Annotated in this window: 7 protein-coding genes, 2 tRNA genes and 3 rRNA genes; 2 read left to right on the top strand and 10 right to left on the bottom strand. The window is 44.1% G+C overall.

The window, feature by feature from the left end; genetic code table 11:
* Nucleotides 1-69: 69 nt before the first annotated feature.
* Nucleotides 70-612: an NADPH-dependent FMN reductase gene (locus F995_RS12245; protein ID WP_004281216.1), complete on the top strand. Its 543-nt coding sequence runs from the start codon at nt 70-72 to the stop codon at nt 610-612.
* Between the two features lie 346 nt (nt 613-958).
* Here F995_RS12245 and F995_RS17010 read toward each other — a convergent pair whose 3' ends face one another.
* From F995_RS17010 to tyrS, 9 genes are all read right to left on the bottom strand, one after another.
* Entirely contained in the window at nt 959-1,117 is a 159-nt protein-coding gene (locus F995_RS17010) for a tautomerase family protein (RefSeq protein WP_016807035.1), read from the bottom strand.
* A 639-nt stretch (nt 1,118-1,756) separates the two neighbouring features.
* Nucleotides 1,757-2,929, bottom strand: coding sequence for a PQQ-dependent sugar dehydrogenase (locus tag F995_RS12235; protein ID WP_004647153.1), 1,173 nt, complete (start codon nt 2,927-2,929; stop codon nt 1,757-1,759).
* Between the two features lie 191 nt (nt 2,930-3,120).
* Nucleotides 3,121-3,235, bottom strand: a 5S ribosomal RNA gene (gene rrf / locus F995_RS12230).
* A gap of 204 nt (nt 3,236-3,439) precedes the next feature.
* Nucleotides 3,440-6,336: ribosomal RNA gene (locus F995_RS12225) — 23S ribosomal RNA — on the bottom strand.
* Nucleotides 6,337-6,725: 389 nt separating this feature from the next.
* Nucleotides 6,726-6,801, bottom strand: a tRNA-Ala gene (locus F995_RS12220).
* A gap of 71 nt (nt 6,802-6,872) precedes the next feature.
* Nucleotides 6,873-6,949, bottom strand: a tRNA-Ile gene (locus F995_RS12215).
* A gap of 60 nt (nt 6,950-7,009) precedes the next feature.
* A 16S ribosomal RNA gene (locus tag F995_RS12210) occupies nt 7,010-8,547 on the bottom strand.
* Together the 16S, 23S and 5S rRNA genes with 2 tRNA genes alongside form the textbook arrangement of a ribosomal RNA operon.
* 734 nt (nt 8,548-9,281) lie before the next feature.
* Nucleotides 9,282-9,575, bottom strand: a complete 294-nt coding sequence (locus F995_RS12205) for a hypothetical protein (RefSeq protein ID WP_004647152.1) — start codon at nt 9,573-9,575, stop codon at nt 9,282-9,284.
* A gap of 530 nt (nt 9,576-10,105) precedes the next feature.
* Complete coding sequence (gene tyrS / locus F995_RS12200; RefSeq protein WP_004647151.1) at nt 10,106-11,320, bottom strand: tyrosine--tRNA ligase; 1,215 nt, start codon at nt 11,318-11,320, stop codon at nt 10,106-10,108.
* An 80-nt stretch (nt 11,321-11,400) separates the two neighbouring features.
* Here tyrS and F995_RS12195 point away from each other — a divergent pair, with 80 nt between their 5' ends.
* Nucleotides 11,401-12,528, top strand: a complete 1,128-nt coding sequence (locus F995_RS12195) for an anhydro-N-acetylmuramic acid kinase (protein ID WP_004647150.1) — start codon at nt 11,401-11,403, stop codon at nt 12,526-12,528.
* A gap of 113 nt (nt 12,529-12,641) precedes the next feature.
* Here F995_RS12195 and F995_RS12190 read toward each other — a convergent pair whose 3' ends face one another.
* The gene (locus F995_RS12190; protein WP_004647149.1) at nt 12,642-13,934 is read right to left on the bottom strand and encodes a lytic murein transglycosylase; all 1,293 of its coding nucleotides are present in this window, start codon (nt 13,932-13,934) and stop codon (nt 12,642-12,644) included.
* Between the last annotated feature and the right edge of the window lie 471 nt (nt 13,935-14,405).

The following is a 14,405-nucleotide window of genomic DNA, read 5'->3' as shown; positions in this document are numbered from 1 at the left end:
CATCTCTAGTCACCTTCCTGAAATCTGATTAATTTAATTTGATGATCAGACCCGAAGAAAGGATGAAATATGAAAATTTATATTGTGGTTGGGAGTGTGCGTGAGGGACGTACCGCGATTAAAGTGGCACACTGGGTACTGCAGGAAATTAAAAGTTATGCCTTTAGCACTTTAGAAACTGAAATTGTCGATCTAAAAGAATGGGATCTTCCGCTATTTTCCGGTGCTCATCCGCCATTGACCGGAATTTATGATCAACCCAAACAGCAAGACTGGGCCGACAAGATTGCGCTTGGCGATGCCTTTATTTTTGTCACGCCTGAATACAATCATGGCTATAGCCCTGCCCTGAAAAATGCCCTGGATTATCTCGGCAAGGAATGGCAAGGCAAACCGGCAGCTTATATTGGTTATGGTGCGACCAACGGCTCACGTTCAATTGACCAGATTCGTCAAGTCGGCACTCAACTTGGACTGGTGGATACCAATGCCGTGATTGAAATCCGGGACATCTTTGCGCGCAACAAAGATTATTCCTTCCAAGGCAATGAATTTGATAATAAAAACTTAAAAGCTGTGGTAGATAGACTGATTCAATATGTCAGTGCTTAATGTGGACGACAGCCCTGTACGTTTTAGCCTACATGCAGCGCAGAGTTTAGCCGCTATACGGTCGTTTTATGCGAGGCTATAGTGAGTACATAGACAGACAGGAAGTCTGCAAAGCGATACGACAACAATAAAAAGTGCCAATCAACAGGACGTTGACAGATTAGACAGGAGTCAGATCTGAGAAGCAAATCCAGAAAAGCCTCGACAGGATGTTGAGGCTTTTCTGTTTTTAAACTTTAGATTTAACTTGAATACTAATCGGGATGCATCAGACATCCACCTTAAACCCGAGATCAACATCACAGGCGGCTTGCCCTCCCTGAATCCCCCAATTTTCCAATGCACTTTATCTCAGATGAATCAGAATATGATCTGCAGGAATACCGATTTCCACGAGACTTTTGACCATCTGCTGATACAAATTGCGCTTGGTCTCCAGACTGCGGCCAGCAAAACAGTCAATACTGATCAAGGTAAAATATTCAGGCTGAGCTAAATGACTCATCTACTGAAAACGATGCGCTTCATACACGACCAGACGAATATTACGATCATATTCAGGCAGCTGAAAGGCAGTTTTCACACAATGAAATACGCTGTTGAGCAATTGTTCCTCAACTGCTTGAGGATATTATTGCCGAACTTCAATTTGAATCGTAGGCATAGGAGTTTCCTTTTTATTATTTTATCGACGTTTTTATTTATATCAGTTGATGCATATTAAAAGAGTATTCTCTCGCTAAAATACAGCAAAATCATCACCGCAGTTTATGATTTGGTCGGATGATCAGTTTGAAACAGTATTTTTGAATTTATCTTTTTTAAAATTCGACTGTCGGCTTTGACCTACAATCCATGCAGTCAAACTGCCCTATTGCGCTGTATCGCTTCAGGCTATATTCAAATCATACCAAGACAGGAAGTCTTGTAAGAAAAATAAAAAAATTCACATAGCAGGATGCTGATCGGTATAACAGATATTATACCTTTAACAGAATATGAAAAGGCCTTCACAGGATGTAGAGGCCTTTTTCTTTCATGTCAGCATCAGCTTAAAAATCCTTTTATTCAGAGGGTCAGCTCATGCTCCGTTATTCCACCTTTCAATAATTCATTTTCAGATAAGTATCTTCAGAGCAGAAGATCAAGGTGCTGTCATTTTTAACAAACCTGCTTGCGGACCATCTTGAATCACCCACAGTGAACCATCCTGTGTCTGAGCAACCCCACGAATCCGCTCTTTCATATCCAGACGCTGAACTTCTTTCACTGGAGTCTGGGTGGTATCTACAATCACAATCGCCTTGGAAGACAGACCGGTCGCAATCGCTTTATTTTTCCATTTCGGGAAGACATTAGCAGTATAAAACATTAAATCTGAAGGAGAAATTACCGGAGTCCAATCCAGTGCCGGGGCTTCAAATTCAGGGCGGGTACTGTGGTCAGGAATCGGCTTGCCGTCATAATGATCGCCATTGGATACCAGTGGATAACCATAATTTTTAGCTTTGATAATCTTGTTCAGTTCATCGCCGCCTTTCGGTCCCATTTCGATCACCCAAAGCTGCCCTTTCGGATCAAAAGCCATGCCTAGAGGATTACGGTGTCCAAGACTCCAGACCTGCTGGGCAATTTTACCCTGAGTCATAAACGGATTATCGGCAGGGATTGAGCCATCATCATTCAGGCGAATAATTTTACCGGCATTAGATTGCATGTCCTGTGCAGGGTTGAATTGCTGACGTTCTCCCGAACTGATCCATAACTTACCATCCGACCCGAATACAATCCGATGGGCATAATGTCCCTGGCCTGAAAATTTCGGCACTTGCGTCCAGATCCGTTCAATTTGTGTCAGTTGAGGGGTGGCTTGATTTAAGTCCAATTTGCCACGGATTACCACTGCACCATATCCGCCTTGGCCTTGTTCGGCATAACTCAGATATACCCACCGATTCTTTGCAAAATCTGGATGTAAGGCCACTTCACCTAAACCACCCTGGCCTCCATATGCGACTTGAGGGATGCCTTTAACTTCAATTTTTTTCTTGGTTTTTGGATCAAAGAACTGCAATTTTCCTTTACGCTCAGTAATCAATAGCCGGCCATCATTTAAAGTAGTAATCGCCCACGGCTCATTAAATTGAGCAACCTGTTCAGCTTTATATTTTTGCATGCTTGAAGAGACTGCATCCGATTTGGCAGCTGATGTAGAGGTCTCTTGAGTACTTCTAGAAGATGAATTCTCTGCATGACAGGCAGTAAATGCTAAAGCACAACAACTGAGTAGAATTTTTATTTTAAATTGCGACAACATTATCTTCTCCATACTGATTTATTGTTCAAATTAACATCAAGATACCGAATTTCTAATGTAAATTCAGCAGAGAAAGGTAAATAGATACATTTTAAAAGCTATAAAACGAGTTAATGTTGAAGTTGTATTTGTAATTTTTGCGCATAAAAAAAATCCCCCTCTGCCTTAGCGGAGGGGGATTTCGAATAATGAGCTGGCGATGACTTACTCTCACATGGGTAACCCCACACTACCATCAGCGCTAAGAGGTTTCACTTCTGAGTTCGGGAAGGGATCAGGTGGTTCACTCTTGCTATGGTCGCCAGCACAACTGTTTATGACTATTTGCTTGGGTCTAACCTCAGAGCAGTGCTCTTCGTGCCTAGCTTTCATCAAATGAGTTATTAACAGATATATCTGAGTTGGATAGTTTGTTCTTTAGCGTTCACTAAATCAAGCTGTTTTGCTTAATATCGAATCAATTGATCCTCACTTCTTTCGAAGTTCGTACAACAACTGTTTGGGTGTTGTATAGTCAAGCCTCACGAGCAATTAGTATTGGTCAGCTTCACATATCACTATGCTTCCACATCCAACCTATCAACGTCGTAGTCTTCAACGGCTCTTTAGGAGACATAAAGTCTCGGGGAAATCTTATCTTGAGGTAGGCTTCCCGCTTAGATGCTTTCAGCGGTTATCCCTTCCGAACATAGCTACCCGGCGATGCCACTGGCGTGACAACCGGTACACCAGAGGTTCGTCCACTCTGGTCCTCTCGTACTAGGAGCAGATCCTCTCAAATTTCCAACGCCCACGGTAGATAGGGACCGAACTGTCTCACGACGTTCTAAACCCAGCTCGCGTACCTCTTTAAATGGCGAACAGCCATACCCTTGGGACCTGCTTCAGCCCCAGGATGAGATGAGCCGACATCGAGGTGCCAAACACCGCCGTCGATATGAACTCTTGGGCGGTATCAGCCTGTTATCCCCAGAGTACCTTTTATCCGTTGAGCGATGGCCCTTCCATACAGAACCACCGGATCACTAAGACCTACTTTCGTACCTGCTCGACTTGTGGGTCTCGCAGTTAAGCGCGCTTTTGCCTTTATACTCTACGCGTGATTTCCGACCACGCTGAGCGCACCTTCGTACTCCTCCGTTACTCTTTAGGAGGAGACCGCCCCAGTCAAACTACCCACCAGACATGGTCCTCGTCCCGGATAACGGGACAGAGTTAGAACCTCAATATTACCAGGGTGGTATTTCAAGGACGGCTCCATCGCAACTAGCGTCGCGACTTCAAAGCCTCCCACCTATCCTACACAAGTAAGATCAAAGTTCAATGTCAAGCTGCAGTAAAGGTTCACGGGGTCTTTCCGTCTAGCCGCGGGTACACCGCATCTTCACGGCGAATTCGATTTCACTGAGTCTCTGCTGGAGACAGCGCCCCCATCATTATGCCATTCGTGCAGGTCGGAACTTACCCGACAAGGAATTTCGCTACCTTAGGACCGTTATAGTTACGGCCGCCGTTTACTGGGGCTTCGATCAAGAGCTTCGCTTACGCTAACCCCATCAATTAACCTTCCAGCACCGGGCAGGCATCACACCCTATACGTCCACTTTCGTGTTTGCAGAGTGCTATGTTTTTAATAAACAGTTGCAGGGGCCTGGTTTCTGAGGCTGTCGGCCGCTCAAGGAGCAAGTCCTATCACAGACAACAGCGTACCTTCTCCCGAAGTTACGGTACCATTTTGCCTAGTTCCTTCAGCAGAGTTCTCTCAAGCGCTTTGGTCTACTCGACCTGACCACCTGTGTCGGTTTCGGGTACGATTCCTGTGTAACTGAAGCTTAGAGACTTTTCCTGGAAGCATGGTATCAGCCACTTCACTGTACAAGTACAGCTTGCTATCAGTTCTCAGCATAGAGTACCCCGGATTTGCCTAAGATACATGCCTACAACCTTCCACCTGGACAACCAACGCCAGGCTGACTTAACCTTCTCCGTCCTCTCATCGCATTACACAGAAGTATTGGAATATTAACCAATTTCCCATCGACTACGCCTCTCGGCCTCGCCTTAGGGGTCGACTCACCCAGCCCCGATTAACGTTGGACTGGAACCCTTGGTCTTTCAGCGTGCGAGTTTTTCACTCGCATTGTCGTTACTCACGTCAGCATTCGCACTTCTGATACCTCCAGCAGACTTCTCAATCCACCTTCATCGGCTTACAGAACGCTCCCCTACCACGCATAATAAATTATGCATCCGCAGCTTCGGCATATAGTTTTAGCCCCGTTACATCTTCCGCGCAGGCCGACTCGACTAGTGAGCTATTACGCTTTCTTTAAAGGGTGGCTGCTTCTAAGCCAACCTCCTAGCTGTCTATGCCTTCCCACATCGTTTCCCACTTAACTATAATTTTGGGGCCTTAGCTGGCGGTCTGGATTGTTTTCCTCTTGACTACGGACGTTAGCACCCGCAGTCTGTCTCCCGGATAGTACTCATTGGTATTCGGAGTTTGCATCGGTTTGGTAAGTCGGGATGACCCCCTAGCCGAAACAGTGCTCTACCCCCAATGGTATTCGTCCGAGGCGCTACCTAAATAGCTTTCGGGGAGAACCAGCTATCACCAAGTTTGATTAGCCTTTCACCCCTATCCACAAGTCATCCCCTGGCTTTTCAACGACAGTGGGTTCGGTCCTCCAGTTAGTGTTACCCAACCTTCAACCTGCTCATGGATAGATCACCTGGTTTCGGGTCTATACCCAGCAACTAAACGCCCTATTAAGACTCGGTTTCCCTACGGCTCCCCTATTCGGTTAACCTTGCTACTGAATATAAGTCGCTGACCCATTATACAAAAGGTACGCAGTCACCGGACACAATGCCGGCTCCCACTGCTTGTATGCATGCGGTTTCAGGATCTATTTCACTCCCCTCACAGGGGTTCTTTTCGCCTTTCCCTCACGGTACTGGTTCACTATCGGTCAGTCAGGAGTATTTAGCCTTGGAGGATGGTCCCCCCATATTCAGACAAGGTTTCACGTGCCTCGCCCTACTCGACATCATCATATAAGCCCTTTCGTGTACAGGACTATCACCGTCTACGGTCGCACTTCCCAGAGCGTTCCACTAGAACTTATATGACTTAATGGGCTCTTCCCCTTTCGCTCGCCGCTACTGAGGGAATCTCAATTGATTTCTTTTCCTAAGGGTACTGAGATGTTTCACTTCCCCTCGTTCGCCTTGCAACACTATGTATTCATGTTGCAATACCTACCTTATGGTAAGTGGGTTTCCCCATTCAGACATCTCCGGATCACAGGATATTTGCCGCCTCCCCGGAGCTTTTCGCAGGCTATCACGTCTTTCTTCGCCTCTGACTGCCAAGGCATCCACCACATGCACTTAATTACTTGACTATACAACCCCAAACAGTCGCTTGATCCTACAAGTAGATCAACCAACATACAGTTTAGTGTCTCGTGAACTTAATCACTGTACAGCTTCAATTAGATTCATATACCAAAACGCTTGATTCAGTTAATCGCTAGTTTCTCAGTTCTGCATCTTCATTCAAACATGTCACTTGCGTGTCATATTTCAATGTCAATTTAGTTCTGAGCCTTAAACAATTTATTTCAACTCAAATATATTCTGTTAATGATTGATCTAGCCTTCGTCAGGTCTAGACGCTGTGATAAATCACAGAGCTTAATAACAATGCCGCGTAGTATACGCAACTTAATCACTAAGCTCTATAAGCTATCAAACTGTTTGCTTAATGTTTGATACATTGCGAAGCAATGTATGGTGGAGACTAGGAGAGTCGAACTCCTGACCTCCTGCGTGCAAAGCAGGCGCTCTACCAACTAAGCTAAGTCCCCAGCTTATCAATAAGTCAATGTATCGTTCTGTTCTGTTTGCTTCAGCACTTTCATGCTTCGTTAGTCAGATTTGGTGGGTCTGACAAGACTTGAACTTGTGACCCCACGCTTATCAAGCGTGTGCTCTAACCAACTGAGCTACAGACCCTCAGATACATCGTATGAAGAACAACTTGTTGTGGATTCTTACCAATCGTCAATCTTTCGTTAAGGAGGTGATCCAGCCGCAGGTTCCCCTACGGCTACCTTGTTACGACTTCACCCCAGTCATCTGCCACACCGTGGTAAGCGTCCCCCCTAAGGTTAGACTACCTACTTCTGGTGCAACAAACTCCCATGGTGTGACGGGCGGTGTGTACAAGGCCCGGGAACGTATTCACCGCGGCATTCTGATCCGCGATTACTAGCGATTCCGACTTCATGGAGTCGAGTTGCAGACTCCAATCCGGACTACGATCGGCTTTTTGAGATTAGCATCCTCTCGCGAGGTAGCAACCCTTTGTACCGACCATTGTAGCACGTGTGTAGCCCTGGTCGTAAGGGCCATGATGACTTGACGTCGTCCCCGCCTTCCTCCAGTTTGTCACTGGCAGTATCCTTAAAGTTCCCGGCTTAACCCGCTGGCAAATAAGGAAAAGGGTTGCGCTCGTTGCGGGACTTAACCCAACATCTCACGACACGAGCTGACGACAGCCATGCAGCACCTGTATGTAAGTTCCCGAAGGCACCAATCCATCTCTGGAAAGTTCTTACTATGTCAAGACCAGGTAAGGTTCTTCGCGTTGCATCGAATTAAACCACATGCTCCACCGCTTGTGCGGGCCCCCGTCAATTCATTTGAGTTTTAGTCTTGCGACCGTACTCCCCAGGCGGTCTACTTATCGCGTTAGCTGCGCCACTAAAGCCTCAAAGGCCCCAACGGCTAGTAGACATCGTTTACGGCATGGACTACCAGGGTATCTAATCCTGTTTGCTCCCCATGCTTTCGCACCTCAGTGTCAGTATTAGGCCAGATGGCTGCCTTCGCCATCGGTATTCCTCCAGATCTCTACGCATTTCACCGCTACACCTGGAATTCTACCATCCTCTCCCATACTCTAGCCAACCAGTATCGAATGCAATTCCCAAGTTAAGCTCGGGGATTTCACATTTGACTTAATTGGCCACCTACGCGCGCTTTACGCCCAGTAAATCCGATTAACGCTTGCACCCTCTGTATTACCGCGGCTGCTGGCACAGAGTTAGCCGGTGCTTATTCTGCGAGTAACGTCCACTATCCAAGAGTATTAATCTCGGTAGCCTCCTCCTCGCTTAAAGTGCTTTACAACCAAAAGGCCTTCTTCACACACGCGGCATGGCTGGATCAGGGTTCCCCCCATTGTCCAATATTCCCCACTGCTGCCTCCCGTAGGAGTCTGGGCCGTGTCTCAGTCCCAGTGTGGCGGATCATCCTCTCAGACCCGCTACAGATCGTCGCCTTGGTAGGCCTTTACCCCACCAACTAGCTAATCCGACTTAGGCTCATCTATTAGCGCAAGGCCCGAAGGTCCCCTGCTTTCTCCCGTAGGACGTATGCGGTATTAGCATCCCTTTCGAGATGTTGTCCCCCACTAATAGGCAGATTCCTAAGCATTACTCACCCGTCCGCCGCTAGGTTAGGTAGCAAGCTACCTTTCCCCGCTCGACTTGCATGTGTTAAGCCTGCCGCCAGCGTTCAATCTGAGCCATGATCAAACTCTTCAGTTTAATATTATTTGGACCTTTAAAGGGTACCAATCTTGGCTCATCAATTTTCTGACAAATATTTCTCAAATAAACTTCGAGTAATTTCTACCATCAATCAATGAAAATAATTTCGATCGATCAACCAGTAAAAATCCACACAAGTTGTTCTTCATAATCTCTTAATGATCTTTCTAACACCTCGTCAGTGCTAGAAGCTGGACTTCGATAAACTTAACAACTCCGCCATTCTGCTTCGTTCGTTTCCGTCTATCTCGTCGGTATGGGTGCATTCTAGAGGATTTCAGAATCATTGCAACCCCCAATTCACTATATTTTTCACGTATGTCTTTTTTTTCTACAAAAATTGCTAAAAAATCGCTTTTTTATCTAATTTTTAAGCGTTTTTATTTAATAAATGCACTAAACACGTCATTTTATTTTTATAACTGAAAATTCATTTAGACCTAAAAGCTATCACAATAATCGTTAAAATAGTATTTTTAGCCTTTTAACATTGAAACCTTGTCTTTTATTTAAATTAGCACGTCAAAAGAAAACCAAAATTAATCTATCTCGCTCAGTAAGCCGATCTAAATCTTAGACTCCTTAATTTGTGAGTTATTTTTTACGTAAAAAGCTTTTATAAAAGCCTATTCTTGGGCTGCTATATAAAAGAAGTATTCATTTTTAGTTTTCGAATCCCAAAACCATGCGTAGATCACTTATATATAGAAGATAAAGTCTGTTATTTTGCATTAAGCGACTTTTTCCTGCTGTTGCTGTCCACGCCAATGTTGCATGACCTCTACAATCATGTCTTTCTTACCCTGATAATCCTCGGCAATAAAGAATAATTTCGCGCGTCGCGGTAACTGCTCTTCAATCAGGGAAAATAGAAAGTAATGCGCGGCCAGATCAAGCTGCATAAATAAAGTATAGACAGATCCATAGAGTTGCTGTTTTTGTTCGACTGGCTGGTATTCAAATAAGAACCGTAATATGCAATCGATTTGTTCATCAAAAATATTTTCTGTTGGAAAGCGATACATTCAATCACCTCTGCTTTAATTTTTTATGTTTTGCTCTTTTTTCACAGTCAATTGAAATGAACTCATTCTTAGAGGTCATTCACCTAAGCCCAATTTGCTAGTTAATTTTAAGTTTAGTTGTTCAACAAGAAGAGTAGGCATGCAGATTTATATCTTGATTACGCAATCAGAATAAATAAAAAAGGAAGAGATCTCTCCCAAAATCTCCTCCTTACAATTGAATCTTTACCCGATCCATTATGTCATTATTATAGTTATTCGCTTTAAAGCTTTTAAAAAGAGCCTCTTGGAAAAGAGACTTTCTCAGTTGTGGAGTACTATTATTTTTACTACCCTCTAGATGCTCTAAACGAATTCTCTAGATGAATAAATCCTATACATAATAAAGATGAAAAGCAAGTGATTTGGGAAAAATTAACTCTTGTTTTCATAGGGTTTTTTTTGACTTTACTTATTTGATTTTTAAATATAGGACATCAATAAAAAAAGCAGACCGAAGCCTGCTTTTATTTCAATAACTTATCCGCTTTTTAGTCAACAAAAGTGACTTTAGCAATTGCTTTTTTGCTGGCCTGAACAATCAAAGTCACGTTCTCTTTCACAGAATACGTCGTATCTACCGTCTGCCAATCCACTTTCACTGCACCACGGCCTAATGCATCCTTAGCCTGGGCTGCATTTTTGGTTAAACCTGCTTCACGTAAAATCGAGGTAATAAAGATTTCACCACCAAACTCGCCACGTGAAATAGTCACTTCTGGCGTACCTTCAGGCAATTCACCTTCAGTAATGATATTGCCCGCGCCTTTATGCGCATTGGCAGCGGCTTCTGCACCGTGGAAACGCTCAACCAGCTCCAGCGCAAGAATCTTTTTGACTTCTTGTGGATTACGGCCTTCTGCCACTTCTTTTAATAACTGTTGAATTTCTTCAATGGTTTTGAAGCTCAGCAGATCAAAATAACGCTCAATCAATGCATCCGGCATTGAAAGCACTTTCTGGTACATCGCGCCCGGCGCATCAAATACACCAATATAGTTACCTAAAGATTTAGACATCTTGTTGACGCCATCTAAACCCTCAAGGATTGGCACTGTGATACATACTTGTGCTTCTTGGTTATAACGACCTTGTAAGGTACGACCCATCAACAAGTTAAAGGTTTGATCTGTACCACCCAATTCAACATCTGCTTCCAGCGCAACAGAGTCATAGCCTTGTACCAATGGGTACAAAAATTCATGAATCGCAATCGGCTGCTGGTTGTTATAACGCTTGGTGAAGTCATCACGCTCGAGCATACGCGCAACCGTCTGCTGTGATGCCAATTGAATTAGATCAGCCGCAGTTTTTTGTGCAAACCACTCCGAATTGAACACTACTTTGGTTTTGTTTGGATCAAGAATCTTAAACACTTGTTCTTGATATGTTTTAGCGTTCTCTAAAACCTGTTCACGTGACAATGGTGGACGTGTTGCGCTCTTACCAGTTGGATCACCGATCATCGCCGTGTAATCACCGATCAGAAACAACACTTCATGACCCAAGTCTTGGAATACTTTTAACTTATTAATGAGAACCGTGTGGCCCAAGTGCAAATCAGGTGCAGTCGGGTCAAAACCCGCTTTAATTTTTAATGGACGATTCAATTTTAATTTCTTGAGAAGGTCTTCTTCAGAAATAATTTCGTGGGTGCCTCGTTGAATGAGGGCAAGTTGTTCTTCAGCCGGCAGGAAATTTGACATCACAAAATCCAATACATCAGTTACTCAATTTGTGCGATATACTAACACTTTTTCAGCATATTGCAGGCTTAAGAATAACCATGACAGCGATCTATATTGGGGTAATGACCGGCACAAGCATGGATGGTGTCGATATTGTTGCTGCTTCTTTTGATCCACTCCAGCTTCATGCCACACTCACTTTGGCATTTGATCCAGACCTTCGGGACGAGCTGATGGCACTAACCTTGCCAGATGAAAATGAAATTGACCGCATGGGCAAGGCTGATGTTGCACTGGCACAAATGATTGGTCATGGTATTAATGCGCTGATTGAAAAAAATAACCTGGATAAATCCAGAATCAAGGCGATTGGCTCGCATGGCCAGACTATCCGGCATCGTCCTGAACATGGTTTTACCCTGCAAATTGGTGACCCGAACATCATTACTGAAATTACTCAGATTCCGGTGATTTCAGATTTCCGTCGTCGTGATCTGGCGGCAGGTGGTCAGGGAGCACCTTTAGTTCCAGCATTTCATCAGGATATTTTCCAGCATGACAGCATTCACCGGGTAATTTTAAATCTGGGTGGCATTGCCAATGTCAGCCTGCTGCCTGCCGGGAAGCCTGAAGAGGTTTATGGTTTTGATACCGGACCGGCCAATATCTTGATGGATGCTTGGTGTTCCCGTTATACCGGTCAGCCTTTTGATGAAAATGGCAACTGGGCAGCCTATGGCACCCCGATTCGCAGTTTGCTTGATCGCTTGCAGTCACACGAATTCTTCTCCAAAGAACCTCCGAAAAGTACCGGTCGTGAAGATTTCAACCTGGAATGGCTGGATGAACAGATTGCTGACTGGCGCAATGACCTGCAATACGATGAACTGGAAGATACTCCAGAAAATGTACAGGCGACTTTATTAAAGCTCACTACCCGTGCCATTAAAAAAGCAATTTACCGCTCTGGCATGGATACCGGACAGGTTTTTGTTTGCGGTGGCGGTGCCTATAACTCACATTTACTGGAGCAGTTGCGCTGGCGCCTGCGCAAACATGAATGGAGCGTACAAACTACGGCCGATCTTGGTTTAAGCCCGACTTGGGTTGAAGCCACGGCCTTTGCCTGGCTGGCCATGCGTTTTATGAATCAGCTGAATGGTAACCTGCCAGCAGTCACTGGTGCCGCTGGCTATCGCGTCCTCGGTACCATTACTGCTGTTTAAATTCAGCTAATTACTATTAGCTTGCATGACTATATAGCTACTCAAAAACAGTCATCAAAAAAGGTCTGCATAAATGCAGACCTTTTTTGATTTTAAATTTTATGCTCAAGAATTTATTGCATCATGCGTTTGGCATTTTCATTTCTAAAGGCCCGCAGAATCTGCTGACCAGCACGACCTGTTGGACTCAAGCCCAAACGCTGCTGTTCCTGACGAATCGCCTGACGGGTTTTATCTCCAATCAGACCATCCACCGCACCAATATCATAGCCACGGTTTAACAGAAATTGCTGGATCTCACGACGTTCTGCACGCGAAGTTCCCGGATCATCAGTAGGCCATGTGGCCATAAATGAACCTTTACCTTGCAGGCGATCGGATAAATGCGCAATCGCCAAGGCATAACTTTCTGCCGCGTTATAGCTATAAATAGCATCAAAGTTTTTAAAGACCAAGAACACCGGACCATTCGGCCCCGCAGGCGCAAGTAATCCGGCCTGAGAAGATTGCGATAAATTTCCTTGAACCAATGCCGAACCATCGGCACGAACCACCCCTTGATTAATCCAGCTACTCAAGGATTTTTTATTTCTTCGGCCTTCACCGGAAACCGACATGCCTTGCGGAATCTTGACTTCAAAGCCCCAAGGTTGCCCGCTCTGCCAGCCACGCTTGCTTAAAAAGTTGGCGGTCGATGCCAGTGCATCCGGAATGCTGGATACCAGATCACGTCGGCCATCACCATCAAAATCAACTGCAAGCTCATCATAAGTCGATGGCATAAACTGGGTATGACCAAATGCACCTGCCCAGGAACCCTTTAATTGTTCTTCACGTACATCGCCACGCTGTAACAGTTTCATGGTAGTAAAAAACTCACCACGGAAATAACTCTGGCGACGACCTTCACAGCTCAAAGTTCCTAAAGCCTGTAATAAAGGATATTTCCCTGAAATATCACCAAAATTACTTTCGACACCCCATACCGCAACTACCGTTTCTGCAGGTACACCATAGGTGGCAGCAACACGATTGAGTACCTCACGATGTTGCTGTAATTTTTGCCGGCCGAGCTGAACCCGTTCTTCATCCACCAAACCAGACAGATAATCCCAAATCGGGGTAGAAAATTCAGGCTGGTAATTCAGGCGTTCAATCACTGAATAATCAGGGCTTAAGTTTTGGGTATAACGATCATAGGTACTGCCGCTTACACCTCTAGCAACAGCTTGACTGCGCAAATTGGCGAGACAGTTTTGAAAATTATTTTGGGAGGCATAATTCGGGATATTTGAACTAGAGGTCAAATCAGTCGGCGTGACACGTTGACCATTAATAATAAGTTCAGCCTGTGCCTGTGAAGCAGCCAAGACCACAGAACCAATAAAAAGTGCAAGCCGTTGCATAAGACCCTTGAATATTTAGATTTTGAATTATGTTTCTACCTTAGCAGCTCATGATGAAAATTAAAGCGCCAATGCGTAAATTTAAATTCATAATTCCTACACTTTTAAATTCATTTTGTAATCTTTAAATTTAAACACGAGTTATCCACAAGCTTGCTTTAAATTCAAATCAGCAGGATTTTTAAATTTAAATTCAAAACATTTGGAATTATTTTTGAATTTAAAAAATTACTGGGGATAACTTGTTTCAGGAAAAGCGAGTCACGATCATCAACATGCTCTAATTACACTCGTTTTTGTTTTAAATTCATTTGAATAATGGGCTAATATTTTTAAATTCAAAAACTTTGAATTCATTTATCCAGTTTTAAATTTGAATTCATATTTTTTGAATTTAAAAGCGCAAGTTTAAATTCAAAGTGCGATTTAAATTTGAATTTATTTTTATGAATTTAAATTCAAAACTGCTTT

Source organism: Acinetobacter sp. CIP A162 (assembly GCF_000367905.1).
Taxonomy (GTDB): domain Bacteria; phylum Pseudomonadota; class Gammaproteobacteria; order Pseudomonadales; family Moraxellaceae; genus Acinetobacter; species Acinetobacter lwoffii.
This window is presented reverse-complemented; position numbering and strand designations above follow the sequence as displayed.

Coding starts and splice junctions, on each gene's coding strand:
- F995_RS17010 (WP_016807035.1), bottom strand. CDS start 1,117: ATGAGTCATTTAGCTCAGCCTGAATATTTTACCTTGATCAGTATTGAC.
- F995_RS12190 (WP_004647149.1), bottom strand. CDS start 13,934: ATGCAACGGCTTGCACTTTTTATTGGTTCTGTGGTCTTGGCTGCTTCA.
- tyrS (WP_004647151.1), bottom strand. CDS start 11,320: ATGTCAAATTTCCTGCCGGCTGAAGAACAACTTGCCCTCATTCAACGA.
- F995_RS12235 (WP_004647153.1), bottom strand. CDS start 2,929: ATGTTGTCGCAATTTAAAATAAAAATTCTACTCAGTTGTTGTGCTTTA.
- F995_RS12195 (WP_004647150.1), top strand. CDS start 11,401: ATGACAGCGATCTATATTGGGGTAATGACCGGCACAAGCATGGATGGT.
- F995_RS12205 (WP_004647152.1), bottom strand. CDS start 9,575: ATGTATCGCTTTCCAACAGAAAATATTTTTGATGAACAAATCGATTGC.
- F995_RS12245 (WP_004281216.1), top strand. CDS start 70: ATGAAAATTTATATTGTGGTTGGGAGTGTGCGTGAGGGACGTACCGCG.